The sequence below is a fragment of the Pseudomonas sp. P4_D7 genome (assembly GCF_056401755.1).
Genome location: NZ_JBFUIR010000005.1, coordinates 21785 through 39397, shown reverse-complemented (window position 1 = coordinate 39397; position 17613 = coordinate 21785). Strand labels below are relative to the sequence as shown.

Sequence of the window (17613 nt, the reverse complement as noted above, 5' to 3'; positions counted from 1 at the left end):
CCCGGAGTCATCATGTCTCGTTTTGCCTTGTTTACTGCTCACCGTCTGTTTCTGGCCGCGGGCCTTAGTCTGCCGCTGTTGGCCAGCGCCGCTGTGGTGCCGGATCGCACCCGGCTGGTGTTCGAGGAAAGTGCACCATCGGTCAGCGTCACAGTCAGCAACAAAAACCCGCAGCTGCCATTTATTGTGCAGTCGTGGATCGAAAACGAGAGTGGCCAGAAAGTCACCTCACCGTTCATGGTCCTGCCACCGCTGCAGCGCATCGAGCCGAACGAAAGCAGTGTGCTGCGTATCGTGAAATTGCCCGAACTGGCCCTGCCGGCGGACCGCGAGTCGGTGTTCTATTTGAACATTCGCGAGATTCCGCCGAAGAGCCAGGCCGTCAACTCGATGCAGATCGCCTTGCAGTCGAAGATCAAATTGTTCTATCGCCCGGCAGCGGTGAAGCGTGAGCGTGGCGAAGACCTCGCGCTGGGCCTGAACCTGAAAATCGACCCGGCAGCGAAACAGCTGATTGTCGATAACCCGACACCGTTTCACATCACTGTGGTCGGGCTGCTGGCCGGCCCGGAAAAAACCAGAATGCCGATCGATACGGTGATGATCGCGCCACGCGGCAATGCGCGCTTTGCCCTGAGCAACACCGCGTTCAGCACCTTGCGGGTGTCGAACATGAATGACTTCGGTGGCCAGTCCGATACGTTGTTCAACTGCGTGGCGAACGTCTGCAAAGGCGTGAGACCGTGAGCCTGTTCTCCACGCTGACCCGGCTGGTCGCGGCCGCAGTGCTGCTGGGCGCGTCGCAGTTGGCTTCGGCGATGGTCTGCAAGTCGCTGGACGGCGGCAGCTACCTGAGCGAATACATTGGCCCGGTGTCGGTGCCGGACACCGTGCCGGATGGCACGATCATCTGGCGCTCGAAAACCCATGTGGTGCCGGCCGACTGCTGGAAACTCTTCGATCTGCACTTCAGGGAAGACGATCCGATCTACTTCTATGGCAACCCGGCAGGACTCAATGCCACCCCGTGGGGCATCGAATTCGGTCTGGTGTATCGCGGCGTGACAGCCTGGGACGGCGACTGGAGTTCCAACCCGACCCAGGGCGTGAACAGCGGATTCGTATCCCGTGGTTGCCCGGACGCGACCAGCGGCGCTGACATGCTCGCGTGTTCACGGGTGACGCCCAGCATTGCGTTTCAGGTGGTGATCCGCAAACGCGGTTTGTTGCCCTTGCAGCGTCCCTCGCAAGACACCTACGACGTGTTCCAGTTCGACGGTCTCTATGGCTTGAATGGCGGGCCGAGCAACCCGGCGGGCAACTTCCGTTTTCAACTCTCCGGGTTGCAGAACATTGTCGGCACCGCGTGCACGGTCGATGTCACGGTGACGCCGGAGCCGGGCATTGTCGACTTTGGCGTGATTCAGAAAACCACCACTGGGTTCTCGCCGCCCAATCCGACCCGGCCCTTCAGCCTCGCGCTGGAAAAGAAGTGCAGCAGTGCGATCAACATCGGTGCGACGTTTGTCACCGCCAACCAGCAGGGGCTTTACAACATTCTGCCGACGGCGGGCAGCCAGTTCGGCATTCAGGTGCGCGATGCCCACAACAATCTGGTGCAGATCAACGAGCCTTTCCCTCTGGCGAATTTTCCGGCGGACGTCAGCCATATCGATGTGCCGTTCAGCGCGTCGGTGGTGTCGCTGGGCGATCCCGAAGTCGGACCGTTCGAAGCGATCATGGTTGTGCAGATCGTTTACTACTGATGACGCCTTAGCCTCTGGGAAATTTCCTACATTGACGCAGGATAAGTCCTGCGTTCAACCCTGCTGGCGCAGGCCACTATCCGGTCTCCCGGGTCAATTGAGTGATTAAAGGAAGATGACCTCCCCACGTATTCTGGTGCTGGAAAATCATGAGTTTGCCCGCAACGTGCTGGTCAGGATGTTGCAACGCCTGAGCGTGCGTGACGTTTTGCAAGCACCGGATGCCGAGCAGGCCATGGTGCAGATGCACCTGCAGGGCGGGGTCGATATCGTGATCTGCGACCTCACTGACCGGGGCCTCGATTGCCTGGAGTTCCTCCGTGTTGCCAGCCACAGCGGTATGGTGCGCGCGGTGTTGCTGTGCAGTGAGCTCCCCCCGGAACTGGCGCGCACCTTGGGGCAAATGGCCTCGCTGGGCGGTCTGCAATTGCTCGGAGTGCTGAGCCGGCCGGTGCAGCTGCGTGCCTTGAACCGCCTGCTGTATCGCTATAAACACGGGCGGATCCCGCCGGTGCTGGCGCCACCGAGCAAAGAGTTGCCCCACGAAGATGAAGTGCGCCGCGGGCTGGCGCTGGGTGAGTTTCGGGCGTGGTTTCAGCCGCAGTTTCAATTACACAGCGGTGCGGTGATCGGCGTGGAAGCGCTGGTGCGTTGGCAGCATCCTGCGCGCGGGACGCTGTTGCCTTGCGACTTTCTCTCCGCCGTGCTGGCGTATGACTTGACCGACCAGATGTTCAAACAGTTGCTCGAACAGGGCCTGAACTTGCTGGGCATTTTGCGTCATCGTGGTGTGGCCTTGCAGTTGGCGTTCAATCTGCATGCCTCGCAACTGACCCATAGTGCTCTGGTGGAACACATCAAACGGGCGCTGGAGCGGCACGGGTTCAACGGATCGGTTCTGATGCTCGAACTGGCGGAGAACGGTTTGCTCGATTGCCCGCCCGGCACGCAGGAGAACTTGTTGCGTTTGCGCCTGCTCGGCTGCGGATTAGCGGTCGACGACTTCGGTGTCGGGTTTTCCTCGTTGAAGCTGATGTGCCAGTTGCCGTTCACCCAGATAAAACTCGATGGCCGTTTTGTCCAGCACCTCGACCGTCAACGCAACCGGGCGATGGTCGCCAGTACGAGGGTGCTGGCTCGTTCGTTAGGAATGGATCTGGTGATCGAAGGCATCAGCAGCCCAAAGGTGCTTGAGCATGTGCGCGAGCTGGAGTGCGAAATGGGTCAGGGTTATTACCTGGCCCGTCCCATGAACGGACATGACTTGCTGCAATGGCTGGAGAAGCCAGAGGGCGAGCGCTGATCGTTGTGCGGTGCTGTGCGGTGTTTTCCAAGAATTTTCCTACAATTCTGTGGTGCTCGTGTATGTTCTGCACGTGGAGCATCTGGACTGCTGTCCCATTGTTATTTGTGGCGTTGCCAAGTAGTTGATCAACGTCTTACAGGGGTTTTTATGTTGAAAGCGATCATCGTGGACGATCACCCGTTCATTCGCTCTGCGGTCAAGATGCTGTTGAAACAGGAACATTTCGAAGTCGTCGCGGAAGCGGACAATGGCGCCGATGCTGTGCAGCTGGCCCGCGAACATACCCCCGACCTGATCATTCTGGACATCGCCATGCCCAAGCTCGACGGCCTGGAGGTGATCTCGCGTATCCGCGCGCTGAACCTGTCTTGCAAGGTCCTCGTGCTGACGTCGCAGTCGGCACAGTTTTATTCCATGCGCTGCATGAAGGCTGGCGCAGCCGGATACATGTCGAAAACCAACGACCTCGACGAGTTGGTCAAAGCCATCAAGGTGGTGATGGACGGCTATACCTTCTTCCCCAATCTGGCCAGTAGCTCGGTGCGCCGCAGCGATGCCCAGGCCACCGATCTGGAACTGATTCAGAGTCTGTCTGATCGCGAGTTGACGATCCTGCAGCAACTGGCCAAGGGTTTGAGCAACAAGGAAATCGGCGAAGCCATGCTGTTAAGCAACAAAACCGTCAGCACTTACAAGACGCGGCTGATCGAGAAACTCAACGTCAAGTCGGTGGTGTACCTCGCCGATTTTGCCAAGCGTAACAACCTGCTCTAGATGATTATTTTCGTCAGAAATTGCCTGGCCGGTCTGGCACTGTTCGGCTCAATGTCGTTGCTGCAGGCCATGGCCGCGACGCAGCCCGATACATTGCAATTGCTCGGTCGCTCGGATGTCGACGAGTATGCCGTGCCACTCGATGAGCCGGACTGGAGCTGGTTGCGCCGCAAGGGGCGTCTGTTGCTCGGCGACAGCAGCCCTGATTACGCGCCTTTTGCGATCACCGGCAACGGCAATGATTACGAAGGCCTGACGGCCGATTACGCACAACTGATCGAACAATTGCTGCACGTCACGGTCGAGGTCCGGCGCTACGCCTCGCGCGGCGATCTGCTGACGGCGCTGAAGCACGGCCAGATCGATATGATCGGCACCGCTAACGGTTTTGAGGCGGCGGATCCCGAACTGGCAATTTCTTCGCCTTACGCTGACGATAACCCGACCCTGGTGACGCGCATCGATGAGAGTCACAACCTGCCGGAAGACCTGGCGGGCAAACGAGTGGCGATGCTCTATCACTACCTGCCACCGGAAACGGTCAAGGCGTTTTACCCAAAAGCCGACGTGCAACTGTATCCCTCGACACTGACGGCGATCGGTGCCGTGGCGTTCGGTCAGGCTGACGTCTATCTGGGCGACCTGCTCAGCTCCAATTACCTGGTCAAGAAGAACTACCTCAACAACGTTCAGCTCAGCGATTTTTCGCGTATGGAAACCCAGCCCTTCAGTTTTGCCGTGACCCGGGACAACACCCGGTTGTTGCACATTCTCGATGCGGCGTTGAAGGTCATTCCTGCGGAAGAGCGTATGAGCATCCGGCGCCGCTGGAGTGTCGGCGGGGTGGCCATTCCCGGCCAGCATCGACTGCATTTCAGCGTGAACGAACAGCGTTGGCTGGATCACCATCCGCGTATCAAAGTCGCGATCAACGAAAACTTTCTGCCGTTGACCTTTGTCGATGAAGCCGGAAAGTTTCGCGGCATCAGTGCTGATGTGCTGGCCAAGATCAGCCTGCGCACGGGCCTGCAATTCGATATACAGCGTGTTGAGTCGGTGGGCGACCTGATCGGTGAGGTGACCAGCGGCAAGGCCGACATGCTGGCGGCGTTCACGCCGAGCACCGAGCGCGAAGGTCAATTGCGCTTTACCCGGCCGTACCTGATCAACCCGTTCGTGCTGGTCACTCGCCGTGGCGGCGAACCGATGACGCTGGATCAGATGGCCGGCAAGCGCCTGGCGCTGATCAGCGGCAACATTCTGCGCGAGTACCTCATCGAGCAATTCCCCAAGGTGCAACTTGTGACGGCAGGCAACGCCGCCGAGGCCATGGAGATGGTCGCGTTGGGCAAGGCCGACGGCGCGATCAATTCGCTGGTCAGCGCGCGCTATTTGATCTCGCGCCAGTACCGCGACACTTTGCAGGTCACCAGCACGGTCGGCACCCAGCCTGCACGCATCGCACTGGCCACCAATCGCGGTGCGCTGGAGTTGTACTCGATCCTCGACAAGGCACTGTTGAGCATCAGTCCGGAAGAAATGGACGAGTTGACCAACCGCTGGCGCAGCGAAGTGGTGGTGGACGACAGTTACTGGCTGCGCAATCGCGCGATGATCATCCAGGGCTTCGTGATCGCCGGCGTGTTGCTGTTGGTGGCGCTGGGCTGGATCGCCTATCTGCGTCTGTTGATGCGCAAGCGCCGTCAGGCTGAAATTGCGCTGAACGATCAGATGGAGTTCATGCGCGTGCTGATCGACGGCACGCCGCATCCGATCTACGTGCGCGATCGCGAAGGTCGCCTGGTGATCTGCAACAGTGGTTATCTGCAAGTGTTTGGTACCGAGCGCGAAGCGGTCATCGGCAAGTTGGTCACGGACGGCGTGCTCAGCGATATGCAGCAGGCACAGACGTTTCAGGATGATTATCTACGGGTGATGGAGGACGGCTTGCCGAGCATCCAGGACCGTAGCCTGAATCTGGCGGACGGCCGCGCGCTGACCATCTACCACTGGATGCTGCCGTATCGTGGCAGCGACGGTGCAGTCAACGGCATGATCGCTGGCTGGATCGATGTCAGCGAGCGTCAGCATCTGTTGCAGGAACTGCAAATCGCCAAAGATGTTGCCGATGACGCCAACCGCGCCAAAACCACGTTCCTGGCAACCATGAGCCATGAAATTCGGACGCCGATGAACGCCATCATCGGCATGCTCGAACTGGCGCTGAAAAAGGCCGATCAAGGAGTGCTGGATCGCTTTGCTGTTGAGGTGGCCTCGGGCGCAGCGCGGGGCTTGCTGGACCTGATTGGCGACATTCTCGATATTGCACGGATCGAGTCCGGGCGCCTGTCGCTGGCGCCGGAACGCGCCAATCTGCGTGAACTGATTGAATCGGTTGCGCGCATTTTTGAAGGCCTGGCGCGCCAGAAACAGTTGCGTCTGCAACTGGACCTGGATGCCCTGAGCAACGTCGACGTGTTGATCGATCCGCTGCGTTTCAAGCAAGTGTTGTCGAACCTGTTGAGCAATGCGATCAAGTTCACCGATGTGGGCAAGGTGGTATTGAGCGTGCAGGTCGAGACCGGCAGTGATGATCGACTGCGCCTTTGCTTGCGCGTAACCGACAGTGGGCGCGGCATCTCGCTTGTGGATCAGGCGCAATTGTTCACGCCGTTTTCCCAGGCTGCCAACCATGGTCAGTCGGCCCAGGGCGGCTCCGGGCTGGGGCTGATGATCAGTCGCACCTTGTGCGAAATGATGGGCGGCAGCCTCGCGCTGACCAGCGAATTGGGGCAGGGCACGCAGATCGAGGTGCGGTTGAATCTACCGACACTCGATCCTCTGGACGCCGCGCCGGTCGAGGAAAACGTGGCACTGCAGGCCAGCCACTGTCTGAATATTCTGGTGATCGACGACTACCCGGCCAACCGTCTGCTGCTGTCGCAGCAGTTGAGTTATCTGGGCCACCGGGTGACGGATGCCGAGGACGGCGCCCATGGCCTGCGTGCCTGGCGCAACCAGACGTTCGACGTGGTCATCACCGACTGCAACATGCCGATCATGAATGGTTACGAACTGGCCCGGGCGATCCGCGATGAAGAGGCGACGCGAGGATTGGCGCGCAGCCTGGTGTTGGGGTTTACCGCCAATGCGCTGGCCGAGGAGAAGGATCGTTGCGCCGAGGCCGGCATGGACGACTGCCTGTTCAAACCGATCAGCCTCAGGGATCTGAATCTGCGTCTGGCCGCAGTCGTTCCACGGCCTCGTTCACCGACTGAAGACGAGCCCGGCGATGTCGGCACCGGTGACATCGATCTGGGCAGCCTCGAACAATTGACCCGTGGCGACCGCGCGTCGATCAACAGTCTGTTGAGCGATCTGGCCACGAGCAATGCGCAGGACATGGCCAAACTGATGCGCCTGTTTACCCAGCACGACATGCCCGGGCTCGCCAATCTGGCCCACCGGGTCAAGGGTGGCGCACGCATTATCAAGGCGCACTCACTGATCCAGGCTTGTGAAGCGCTGGAGGTTGCCAGCGAAGGTCTCGACACGCAGGTTCTGACCGAAGCGGTGGATGCCTTGCAGCAATCGATGGAGCGTTTGGCGGAGCAACTGGACGAGCGCCTGGCGTAACAAACTATTTCCAGTTTCCCTGTGTTTCTTGCGAATTTTCCTACATTCGTCACTGGCTCTCTGTCGCTAACGTGCGGTGGTCTCGGCATACAGCCGAGCTCACTTCACTGGTTAACATTTGGAGCTGTTGATGACCCTTCCACGTATGTCTTCCCGTGCACGATTGGCCGTCTGTGGACTGGCCGTTGCTGCGGCGTTGAGTGCCTGCGCCAGCGCGCCGCTGCCAGAGCAACAGATCAGCTTGTCCAAGGACGCGGTCAACCGTGCGGTGTCGGCCGAAGCAACCCAATACGCACCTTTGGAAATGAAGGCAGCGCAAGACAAGATGTTCCAGATGGAACGCGCCCTCGGTGAGAAAAACTACCCGCAAGCCAAGTTGTTGGCCGAACAGATCGAAGCCGATGCCAACCTCGCCGAACGTAAATCACGCGCTGTGAAATGGCAGAAACAACTGGCTAACGCGCGCAATGGCATTGAGGTGCTCAAGCAGGAAATGCTGCAAGACCCGGTCACCGGTTTCAATCCGCCAGCCAGCGCTCAATAAGGACTTGTTCATGTCGAATTTCAAACTGTTGCCCATCGCTTCGCTGATCGCTCTGACACTGGCCGGTTGCGCCACGCCGCCTGAAAACCCGCAACTGCTGCAAGCCCGCGAACAGTTCGCGGCGCTGCAAAACAAGCCGGAAGCCAACACCCTCGCAGCCATTGAAACCAAGTCTGCCTTTACGGCGTTGAACGCGGCCGACCAGGCGTCGCAGAAGGACCGCCAGGCACCGCAAGTCGATCAATTGGCCTATCTGGCCAGCCAGAAAATCGCCCTGGCCGAGCAGACCATTGCCGGCCGCCAGGCCGAGGCGGGTCTGAAGAAAATTGACGCCGAGCGGACTCAGGTGCAACTCGACGTGCGCACTCAGCAGCTCAAGGCGCTGCAAGCGATGAAAGCGCAGAAAACCCAGCGCGGGGAAGTCGTGACCTTCGGCGATGTGCTGTTCGACACCGGCAAGGCCGATCTCAAGTACGGCAGCCAGCGCAACTTCGAACAACTGGCGCAGTATCTAGCGGCCAACCCTGAACGCAAGGTGCGTATCGAAGGGTTTACCGACGATGTCGGCGGTGACGATTTCAATCAGCGTCTGTCGGAGCAGCGTGCGGACGCCGTGGCTTTCGCGCTCAAGCAAATGGGCATAGGCGCTGATCGGCTGATCACCAAAGGCTACGGCAAGCAATTTCCGATTGCCGATAACGGCAATGCTCGCTCCCGTCAGCTCAACCGTCGGGTGGAGGTCATCATCTCTTACGGTTCAAGCGTGGTCGGTGCACGCGGCTGATGAGCGATCAAGCGAGCCTGCAACGGGCTCGCTTTCTTGCATCTGAGCATGGGTCAAGACCGATCAATGCTCTTGGGAAATTTCCTACAAAGACAAGGAAAAATCCTACTCAGAAAGTCCCTTCGATTCTCTAAATTGCCGGTTCCCCGAGTGCGAACCGGTTCCCTCAAAGGTTCTGACTCAACTCTATTTACGCCGTTGCCCAAGAGGGCGCACGTGAGGTTCTGTTGATGAAAACCCGTTCCCCGTTGTTCCAGCGCAACCCTGTCGCCGTGGCCGTCGCCATTGCGTTTTTGCTGCCACTGCACGCCAGTGCCTACACCTCTTCAGTCAATGGCGGGGCAGTGATTTATGACGAAAGCGTTACCACCGGCGTGCAATCGATCGGAACCAACGGCACGGCCCATCGCACCACGGTCAGCGGTAGTGGGACGCAGAGCGTATTTCAGAACGGTGTGACCTACGACACCGTAGTAGATGGTGCGACACAAAACGTTCTCAGTGGCGTCAGCCATGGCACGGTGGTCAATAACGGCGGCTCACAGATGGTGGGCACCAGCGGTATTGCCAATGACACCGTGCTCAATGCCAGTCAGCAGACCGTCACTCGTTCCACGGCCAACCGCACGCTGATCAATGCGGGCAGCGTACAGACGCTGGATATCATGGCGATTGCCAACGATAGTCAGGTCGGTGCTGGCGGTACGCAAAACCTGATCAACATGGCGGTGGCTAACGGCAGCGTGATTAACGCAGGCGGTGAGCAAACCCTGCGCCGTGGCTTGGTCGGCGGGGCGGTGGCCAATGACACGCGCGTGCAGGGTGGTACCCAAAGCGTGTACGCCACTGGCACGGCCAATAACAGTACGGTCAGCAACGGTGGTCAGGTCAATCTCTACACGGGTGCCCAAGCCAATGGCCTTGTGGCAGACGCAGGTGGCACGGTGAATGTCATGGAGAACGGCGTGAACACGGTGGACTCGCTGACCCTCAATGGCGGGCGTCTGGCATTCGCGCCGGGCAGCGACGGTACGTTCAAGACGCTTACGGTCAATGCTCTTTCCGGTAGCGGCAGCATTTTGATGAATACCGATATCGCCAATCAGCGTGATGATTTGCTGATCGTGCAAGGCGCCGGCATGGCCAGTGGTGATCACACGCTGATCGTCGGCGATAGCGGTAATGAACCGACGACCTCCGATGGCCGCTTGCTGTTGGTCGATACGAACGGCGGCAGCGCGAAATTCGCCCTGTATGGCGGCCACGTCGATGCGGGTGCATTCCGCTATACCTTGCGCCAACAGGGTGATGACTGGGTACTGGCGAGCGGGGGAGCGATTCCGGTTGATCCGGTAACGCCGGTGGATCCAGAGACGCCAGTAGACCCCGGCAATCCGGTGGAGCCAGTGACGCCAGTTGATCCGGTCAATCCAGTGGATCCGGTGGGCCCTGTGACGCCACCGCCGCGCCCGATCGACCCGGCGCCGGAAAACCTGTCCAAAGGGGCCAACGCCGCCATCGCCGCGCACACCGCCGGCGCCAGCCTGTGGAACGCGCAGATGAACGCTCTGGTCAAGCGCCTCGGCGAGTTGCGCATGGGCGAGGATGACGGGGGGCTCTGGACCCGCGCCATCGGCAAGCGTTTCGATGTGAGCGAGCATTCCAGCCGCGCCTATTCCCAGGACGTCAGCGGTCTGGAAATCGGTGCCGACAAGGCTTTCGCAGTGGACAGCGGCAAGATTTATGTCGGTGGCATGGTCGGTACTGCGCGTTCCGATCTGGATTTCGGTGAAGGGGCGTCGGGCGATATCGACAGCCGCATGTTCGGCATTTACGCCACTTACCTCAATGACAATGGCGTCTACGTTGACAGCGTCTTGAAGTACAGCCGTTTCGATACGGACATCAAAACGCCGAACAATCTGGGGCAAGCGGTAAAAGGTTCCTACAGCACTAATGGTGTCGGTGCTGATATCGAGGTTGGCAAACGCATCAATCTGAAGGATGGCTGGTTCGTCGAGCCGCAACTGGAAATCACTGCGACCCGCACCCAAGGGGCCAGTTACACCGCCAGCAACGGTCTGCGCGTCAAGTCCGATGATCTGGATTCACTGCAAAGCCGTGTCGGTTCGCTGTTCGGTCGCAGCCTGGAGCTAAGCAATGGCATGAAGGCCCAACCGTATGTCAAAGCGTCGTACATCACCGAGCATGCCGGCAGCAGCAAGGTCAGCGTCAATGGCAACAAACTCGATGCCGAGCTGCCGGGCAACCGCGTCGAACTCGGCTTCGGCGGCGTATTGCAGGTCAGTGAGAAAAGCAAGATCTCGCTGGATGCCGAGTACGCCAAGGGCAATGGCATCGAACAGCCATTCGGAGTGAGCCTGGGGTATCGCTACCTTTGGTGAGGCGGGTTGCCACGTCGGATCCTTCCGACGTGGCGTTGTTCTTCAAAGGGCGTCGGAGATTTCTTGGTATTTTTTCAGACTCGTCCTACATGCTTTGACGACTGTTTTGCCTAGTGTGTCGCCTCTTACGCCGCGAGCGGCGACCTTTTCTACCTCTGTCGAAACCAATGTCCTACAAAAGCTGGCGAATTCTGATTGCCGACGAGGAGCCTGCGTTGCACGCCCGAATCGGCAAGACCTTTAAAGAACTGGGCTGTCGCGAACTGACGCGGGTGCACTCGTTTCGTGAGTTGTTGGGCGTGACCCATTACTCCAGCGAGCCCTTCCAGCACTTTGACCTGATGATCATCAACGCGGGGTTGATCGCCGCCACTGGCGTGGATTGGGTGCGGTTCTTTGCAAGCAATGCACAGATTCGCCACGGGGTGATTCATGACACTGTTCGCGGCCAGCCGCAGGCTCAGACGATTTATGCCAACCACCGACGACAGTTGATGCTGATCCGTACCCCGGACCGGCAAACCCTTGGCCCTTTGCTGGAGCACCTTGATGTTCAGGAACAATCCCACAACCGTTGAGACCTCTGCTGGCGAGTCGAATACGCCATTGGCCACGACACACCATGCTCCCGGCATCGACGACTCAATTGCCGTGCCTGCTCTGCCGCTGCGTGTGTTGGTGTTGGAAGACCATGCGTTCCAGCGCTCGGTGGCGGTCAACATGCTGCGTACGCTGGGTTGTCGCGAAATCTTCGAGGCCAGTGACGGAGCTCAGGCGCTGGCGCTCTTGCAGGAAGTCGGTACGGTCGATGTCGCCCTGTGCGATTTGCAGATGGAGGGGATGGACGGGCTGGAGTTTCTGCAGCGGGTGGGGGCCTCGGGGCAGGTCAAGTCGGTGATCATCAGTAGTTCGCTGTCGGCAGACCTGCGTCGTGCGGTGCATCAGATGGTGGCGTTGCTTGGCCTGGAACTGCTTGGCGATGTAGGCAAGCCTTTGCATGTGCAAGTGCTGGCGAATCTGCTGAGCAAATCCCTCGACAGGCCGGCTCTGGCGCAACCCACGGCCGCGGCCGTGACGCTGGCCAGTGAGGCATCGGTTCGTCAGGCGTTGGCGCAGCAGCAATTGCAGGCCTGGTATCAGCCCAAATTCAACCTGCAGACCGGTGAGGTCTGTGGTGTAGAGGTGCTATGCCGCTGGCTCCATCCAACCCACGGCATCCTTTCGCCCGCTTTGTTCATGCCTGTGCTGGAGCGTTGCGGATTACTCGACGAGCTATTGTTTGCGCAGATCGATCAGGCGCTGGGTGTGCAACGAAGTGCCCGTGCGCAGGGAGTTTTCCTGAATGTTGCGTTCAATCTGCACGCTGTGCAGTTGGCCAATGCGCAGCTCACGACCACGTTGAAAAACCTTCTGGCGCACCACGGTGCTTGCGGTGCAGGCCTGACTTTCGAACTGACCGAAAGCGGTCTGCTAGAAGCGCCGGCCACCAGCCTGGAAAGCCTCGTCCGCCTGCGAATGATGGGCTGTCGTCTATCGATCGATGACTTCGGCGCCGGCTTCTCATCTTTGCAGCGCTTGTGTCAGTTGCCGTTCAACGAGATCAAGCTCGACGCCGAATTCATCCGCAATCTTGAGCACGAACCGCGATGCCGGGCGGCGATCAGCAGCACACTGGCGTTGGGAGAAACCCTCGGCATGAGCGTGGTGATCGAAGGAATCGAGACCGATGCACAGCGTCGTGAACTGTTGGCATTGGGGTGTTCCCAAGGGCAGGGCTACTGGTATGCGCGGCCGATGTCGGGGGCCGATTTGTTGCTTTGGTTGCAGCAGCACGGTGATCGGCGTGACTCGGATGAGTGAACCTTCTTTTAGGAAAAGTCCTACAGAACCTGTCGTGTGGCTTGCGTAGTCTTGCCGCACCCAGAAACCGTGACACCGGGAGATTGAACATGATCAATAAAGCCCTGCGCATCCTGATTGCAGACTCGCAGCATTTCCACCGGATGAAAATCGAGCGTCTGTTCAACAGCCTCGATTACTACCGCGTGGCCCCGGTGCAAAGCCTCACTGAACTGTTGACGCTGGTGGACTACGGTTGTGAGCCGTTCGATGTGGTGGTCATCAACGCCGAGCTGGCGGCGCGTTCGCTGGATCTGCTGGGGTTTTTCCTTGATAACCCGCAGATTCGTCAGGCGTTGATCTACAACGAAGGCACGGCGCCGTTGCAACAGACCTCGGGGTTCGCTCAGGAGAATGTGCAGATCAGTCATTTGATGTTGCCTTCAAAGCAGTCGATCAGTCAGTTGATGGCGCTGGTCGATGTGCCCGCAAAGCCAGGTAAACCGGTCGCTCACAAGCCACACCCGCTGATGCAGTACGTTGCGCATGCATAAAAAGTCCCCGGCCGCAACTGTCAGACCTGACAGGTGCTTTGCTCCCCGTTCCATGCAACAGTCCCTGTGCAGCCACTGAGTCTGGATCAGCCCCCATCGGTGGCCTGCCCGTCAGCCTTTGCACCGGGAGTGGCCATGAAGTTAGCGCTGATCGTCGACGATCATCCGGTGGTGCGTGCCGCCATCCGGATCGTGTTGCAAGCCGAAGGATTCAAGCAGATATACGAGGCGTCCGAAGGCAACGAGGTGATCTCGCTTATTCGTGAACACAAGCCTCAATTGGTGATCCTCGACCTGAATTTGCCAGTGCTCGGCGGGCTGGAGGTGCTGGCCCGGATCAAGGCCAATGATCTTCATTGCCGAGTGCTGGTGTTCAGTACACACGAGCCGATGTTCTATCAGGAACGCTGTGTGCGCGCTGGGGCCATGGCCTACGTGACCAAAACCAATCAGCTGGAGCAGTTGCGCAATGCCATCCGGGCGGTGGTGTCGGGGCATACCTTTTTCTCTGCGCTCCCGGACCCTTTCAGTACGCTGAATGCCGTACAGATCACGGAAAAACAGATGATCGAGCAGCTCTCCGACCGTGAGTTGAGCATTTTTGCGCAACTGGGGCAGGGCAAGTCCAACAAGGCGATTGCTGAGGACATGCACCTGAGTCACAAAACCGTCAGCACCTATAAGACCCGTCTGATGAAAAAACTCGGAGTGAACTCAGCGGTACACTTGCGCGATTTCGCCAAGCGCAATCATGTGATCTGAGCGAACAGACATGAGGCAGGGGCGCCGGATTGTCTGGCTGTGGCTGTGGCTGTGGCTGACGCTGATGACCACTTGTTGGGCAAGCGATACGCCGCAGGTGCTGCAAGTGCTGACCCGTACCGGACTGGAAAATGTCCAGCTGCGCCTGGATGAACAGGACCGGCAATGGCTGCGTCAGCACCCGGTGTTGCGCATGGGCATTTCCGGGCCGGATTACCCGCCGTTCGAGATCACCCGTAATCAACAGGAACTCGAAGGGCTGACCGCCGATTACGCCGACCTGCTGGGGCAGTTGCTCGGCGTGCGCATCGAAGTCCGCCGTTTCGCCAACCGCGATGCCGTGATGGCGGCACTCAAACGCGGCGATCTCGATCTGCTGGGAACCTCCAACAGTTTTGAAGCCGCCGACCCGGCCTTCATCCTGTCCCGTGCCTACGCCGAAGATCAGCCGATGCTGGTGACTCGACTCAATGAACAATTGCCCACCGATCTGGCCGGCAAGCGCCTGGCCATGGTCGAGGACTATCTGCCTCTGGCCAGCGTGCAGGCGTTTTATCCCCGGGCAAGTGTGCAGCGTTACCCGTCGGCGATGGATGCGCTCGGTGCGGTGGCCTTCGGCGCGGACGATGTTTATCTGGGCGACTTCATCAGTGCCAACTACCTGATCAACACCAATTATCGTAACGACCTGCAATTGGCCGGTCCGGCCGGGCTGGACGCCAATTCGTTCGGCTTCGCGCTGTTGCGCAGCGATGGGCGCCTCAAACGCATCGTCGACAAGGCATTGACGGCCATCCCCATGGAGCGGCGCCAGCGCATCGAGCTACGCTGGAGCGTCGGCCTCGCCGATATGGCTGAACAGTCGCGGGTGCAACTCAGTGCGAATGAGCAGGAGTGGCTGGACCAGCATCCCGTGGTCCGGGTCGGAGCCATCGAAGATTTCGCACCGCTGACGTTTTTCGATGCCGATGGCCGTTTCAGCGGACTGTCGGCGCAACTGCTGAGTCTGATCAGCCAGCGCAGCGGGTTGAACTTCGAGATCGTGCGCGGGGCGTCGCTGGATCGGCAGATCGAACAGCTCAAGGCCGGTGAACTGGATGTATTGCCGGTGGTGACACCGAGCAGCGAGCGCGAAGCCGAACTGCAATTTACCCGCGCCTACCTGAATAATCCGTTTGTGCTGGTCAGCGCAATCACCGCGCAGGGACCGCTCAACCTCGATGATCTGGCCGATAAACGGCTGGCGATTTATCGCGGCCATCCGTTACGTGCTTACCTGTTGAGCCGCGTGCCGCGCATCCGTCTGGTCGAAGTCAAAAGCCCCGCTGAAGGCATGGCGTTGATTGCCAAGGGGCAGGTCGATGCCACGGTAAGTTCATTGCTGGTGGCGCGCTTTCTGATCGCACGTCACTACCGTGAGCGTCTGCGCATTACCGGCACCATCGGCGATCAACCGGCGCGCATTGCGTTGGCGACGGCACCGCAGATGCCGGCATTGCATTCGATCCTGAACAAGGCGCTGTTGAGCATCGCCCCGCCACAGATGGACGAACTGGTGGAGCGCTGGAGCCACGATGTGGTGGTGGAAGACAGTTATTGGTTACGCCATCGTCGCGAGATTCTCCTCGGTTTTGCCGGTGCCGCGGTGTTGCTGGCGCTTGCGCTGGCCTGGATCGTTTTTCAGCGCCAACAGATTCGCCGGCGCCAGCAATGGCTGCAGCAATTGCAGGAAGCCAAGGACGCGGCAGACGATGCCAATCGCGCCAAGACCACGTTTCTGGCGACCATGAGCCATGAAATCCGCACGCCAATGAACGCCTTGATCGGCATGCTCGAACTGGCCTTGAAGCGCGCCGAGGAGGGCGTGATCGATCGCTTGGCGATCCAGGTGGCATCCAACGCCGGGCAACAGTTGCTGGCGTTGATCGGCGATATCCTCGACATCGCGCGGATCGAGACCGGGCATTTGTCCCTCGTGCCTGAGCGTGCCAACCTGCGTGAGCAGGTGGTGTCGGTGTGTCGAGTGTTTGAAGGGCTGGCTCGGCAGAAGCGCTTGTTATGGCACATCGAACTTGATGCCCGCAGCAACATTGACGTGCTGATTGATCCGACGCGCTTCAAACAAGTGCTGTCGAATCTGTTGAGCAACGCGATCAAGTTCACCGAGGAGGGCGAGGTCAGTCTACGGCTGACGGTGACCACCGTGACGGCGGAACGCCTGACCGTGAAAGTGCTTATTGAAGACAGCGGGGTGGGGATCGACGCCGACGACCGACGACGGCTGTTCAACCCTTTCGTGCAGGCGAGCCATGACTCGCAATCAGCCCGCAGTGGTTCCGGGCTGGGTCTGGTCATCAGTCGCAACCTCTGTGAAATGATGGGCGGTACGCTGCGGCTTGACAGTGCACCGGGTGAAGGCACACGCGTCGAAGTCAGTCTTGAACTGCCGTTGTTGGCTGCTCTGGCTCGCGCGCCAAGTGCTCCGCAAGCAGCGCTTGCGGTAACGTCGTCACTGAGTGTTCTGGTGGTGGACGATCATCCGGTGAACCGATTGCTGTTGTGCTGGCAGTTGAGTGAGCTCGGCCATCGCACCGTCGACACCGAGAACGGTGATGAAGGCCTGAAGCAGTGGCGGGCGCAGGCGTTCGATGTGGTGATCACCGATTGCAACATGCCGCGGCGCAACGGTTACCAACTGGCGCGGGCCATCCGCGATGCCGAGTCGCATGCCGGCCGCAAGCCTTGTCTGATCCTCGGTTTTACCGCCAATGCGCAAGCCGAGGAAAGGACGCGCTGCCTGAATGCCGGCATGGACGAATGCCTGTTCAAACCGATCCGCTTGCACGACCTGGCGCAGGCGTTGACGGCTGCCAGTCATTGCGAGAAGACGGTGGACCCCGGCGAGGTGCCCGCGCTGACGGAAATCGACCTGAGCACGCTGGAGCAAATGGCCGGGGATGATCGTGCCTTGATCGAACAGTTGCGCAAGGAAGTGTTGAACAGCGTGCGCCTCGATCTGCAACGTCTGGAGATTTTGCAGCAGGAGCAGGATCGCGCAGGGCTGCGCGAGCTGGCGCATCACATCAAGGGTGGGGCGCAGATGGTCGGCGCGGCGCGGGTGGTGGCGGCATGTGTAGCGCTTGAGCAGGCGTGTCGCGAGACGCACGCGGCGCCGCTGGACGTGGCGAGCGAGACGTTACGCGAGGCCATGGCCGGACTCGCGCAACGCTTGCAAATCTGACG

13 protein-coding genes are annotated in these 17613 nt (G+C 59.5%); all 13 read left to right on the top strand.

The window, feature by feature from the left end; genetic code table 11:
• Window positions 1–12 precede the first annotated feature (12 nt).
• The gene (locus AC1DVF_RS05770; protein WP_095047683.1) at window positions 13–747 is read left to right on the top strand and encodes a fimbrial biogenesis chaperone; all 735 of its coding nucleotides are present in this window, start codon (window positions 13–15) and stop codon (window positions 745–747) included.
• On the top strand, window positions 744–1766 hold the full coding sequence (locus AC1DVF_RS05765) for a fimbrial protein (RefSeq protein ID WP_225919927.1): 1023 nt from the start codon (window positions 744–746) through the stop codon (window positions 1764–1766). The genes AC1DVF_RS05770 and AC1DVF_RS05765 overlap by 4 nt, the downstream gene beginning before the upstream one ends.
• A gap of 115 nt (window positions 1767–1881) precedes the next feature.
• Window positions 1882–3069, top strand: a complete 1188-nt coding sequence (locus AC1DVF_RS05760; protein WP_093431988.1) for an EAL domain-containing response regulator — start codon at window positions 1882–1884, stop codon at window positions 3067–3069.
• Between the two features lie 150 nt (window positions 3070–3219).
• The gene (locus AC1DVF_RS05755) at window positions 3220–3846 is read left to right on the top strand and encodes a response regulator transcription factor (protein ID WP_093431991.1); all 627 of its coding nucleotides are present in this window, start codon (window positions 3220–3222) and stop codon (window positions 3844–3846) included.
• Complete coding sequence (locus AC1DVF_RS05750; RefSeq protein ID WP_414926881.1) at window positions 3847–7482, top strand: transporter substrate-binding domain-containing protein; 3636 nt, start codon at window positions 3847–3849, stop codon at window positions 7480–7482. It begins immediately after the preceding gene.
• Window positions 7483–7612: 130 nt separating this feature from the next.
• On the top strand, window positions 7613–8026 hold the full coding sequence (locus AC1DVF_RS05745; RefSeq protein ID WP_477782208.1) for a DUF4398 domain-containing protein: 414 nt from the start codon (window positions 7613–7615) through the stop codon (window positions 8024–8026).
• A gap of 10 nt (window positions 8027–8036) precedes the next feature.
• Window positions 8037–8810 carry an OmpA family protein gene (locus AC1DVF_RS05740; RefSeq protein ID WP_460098400.1) on the top strand — a complete coding sequence of 258 codons (774 nt, stop codon included), beginning with the start codon at window positions 8037–8039 and terminating at the stop codon, window positions 8808–8810.
• A gap of 230 nt (window positions 8811–9040) precedes the next feature.
• Window positions 9041–11215 (top strand): autotransporter outer membrane beta-barrel domain-containing protein, encoded by a 2175-nt coding sequence (locus AC1DVF_RS05735; RefSeq protein WP_186624673.1) that lies wholly within the window; start codon window positions 9041–9043, stop codon window positions 11213–11215.
• 167 nt (window positions 11216–11382) lie between these two features.
• Window positions 11383–11793 carry a hypothetical protein gene (locus AC1DVF_RS05730; RefSeq protein ID WP_093432000.1) on the top strand — a complete coding sequence of 137 codons (411 nt, stop codon included), beginning with the start codon at window positions 11383–11385 and terminating at the stop codon, window positions 11791–11793.
• Complete coding sequence (locus AC1DVF_RS05725; protein WP_477782207.1) at window positions 11765–13075, top strand: EAL domain-containing response regulator; 1311 nt, start codon at window positions 11765–11767, stop codon at window positions 13073–13075. The genes AC1DVF_RS05730 and AC1DVF_RS05725 overlap by 29 nt, the downstream gene beginning before the upstream one ends.
• Window positions 13076–13164: 89 nt before the next feature.
• Window positions 13165–13608, top strand: coding sequence for a chemotaxis protein CheY (locus AC1DVF_RS05720; protein ID WP_093432006.1), 444 nt, complete (start codon window positions 13165–13167; stop codon window positions 13606–13608).
• Window positions 13609–13743: 135 nt separating this feature from the next.
• Complete coding sequence (locus tag AC1DVF_RS05715; protein WP_460127779.1) at window positions 13744–14370, top strand: response regulator; 627 nt, start codon at window positions 13744–13746, stop codon at window positions 14368–14370.
• Between the two features lie 10 nt (window positions 14371–14380).
• Window positions 14381–17611 carry a transporter substrate-binding domain-containing protein gene (locus AC1DVF_RS05710; protein WP_477782206.1) on the top strand — a complete coding sequence of 1077 codons (3231 nt, stop codon included), beginning with the start codon at window positions 14381–14383 and terminating at the stop codon, window positions 17609–17611.
• Window positions 17612–17613: the final 2 nt, after the last annotated feature.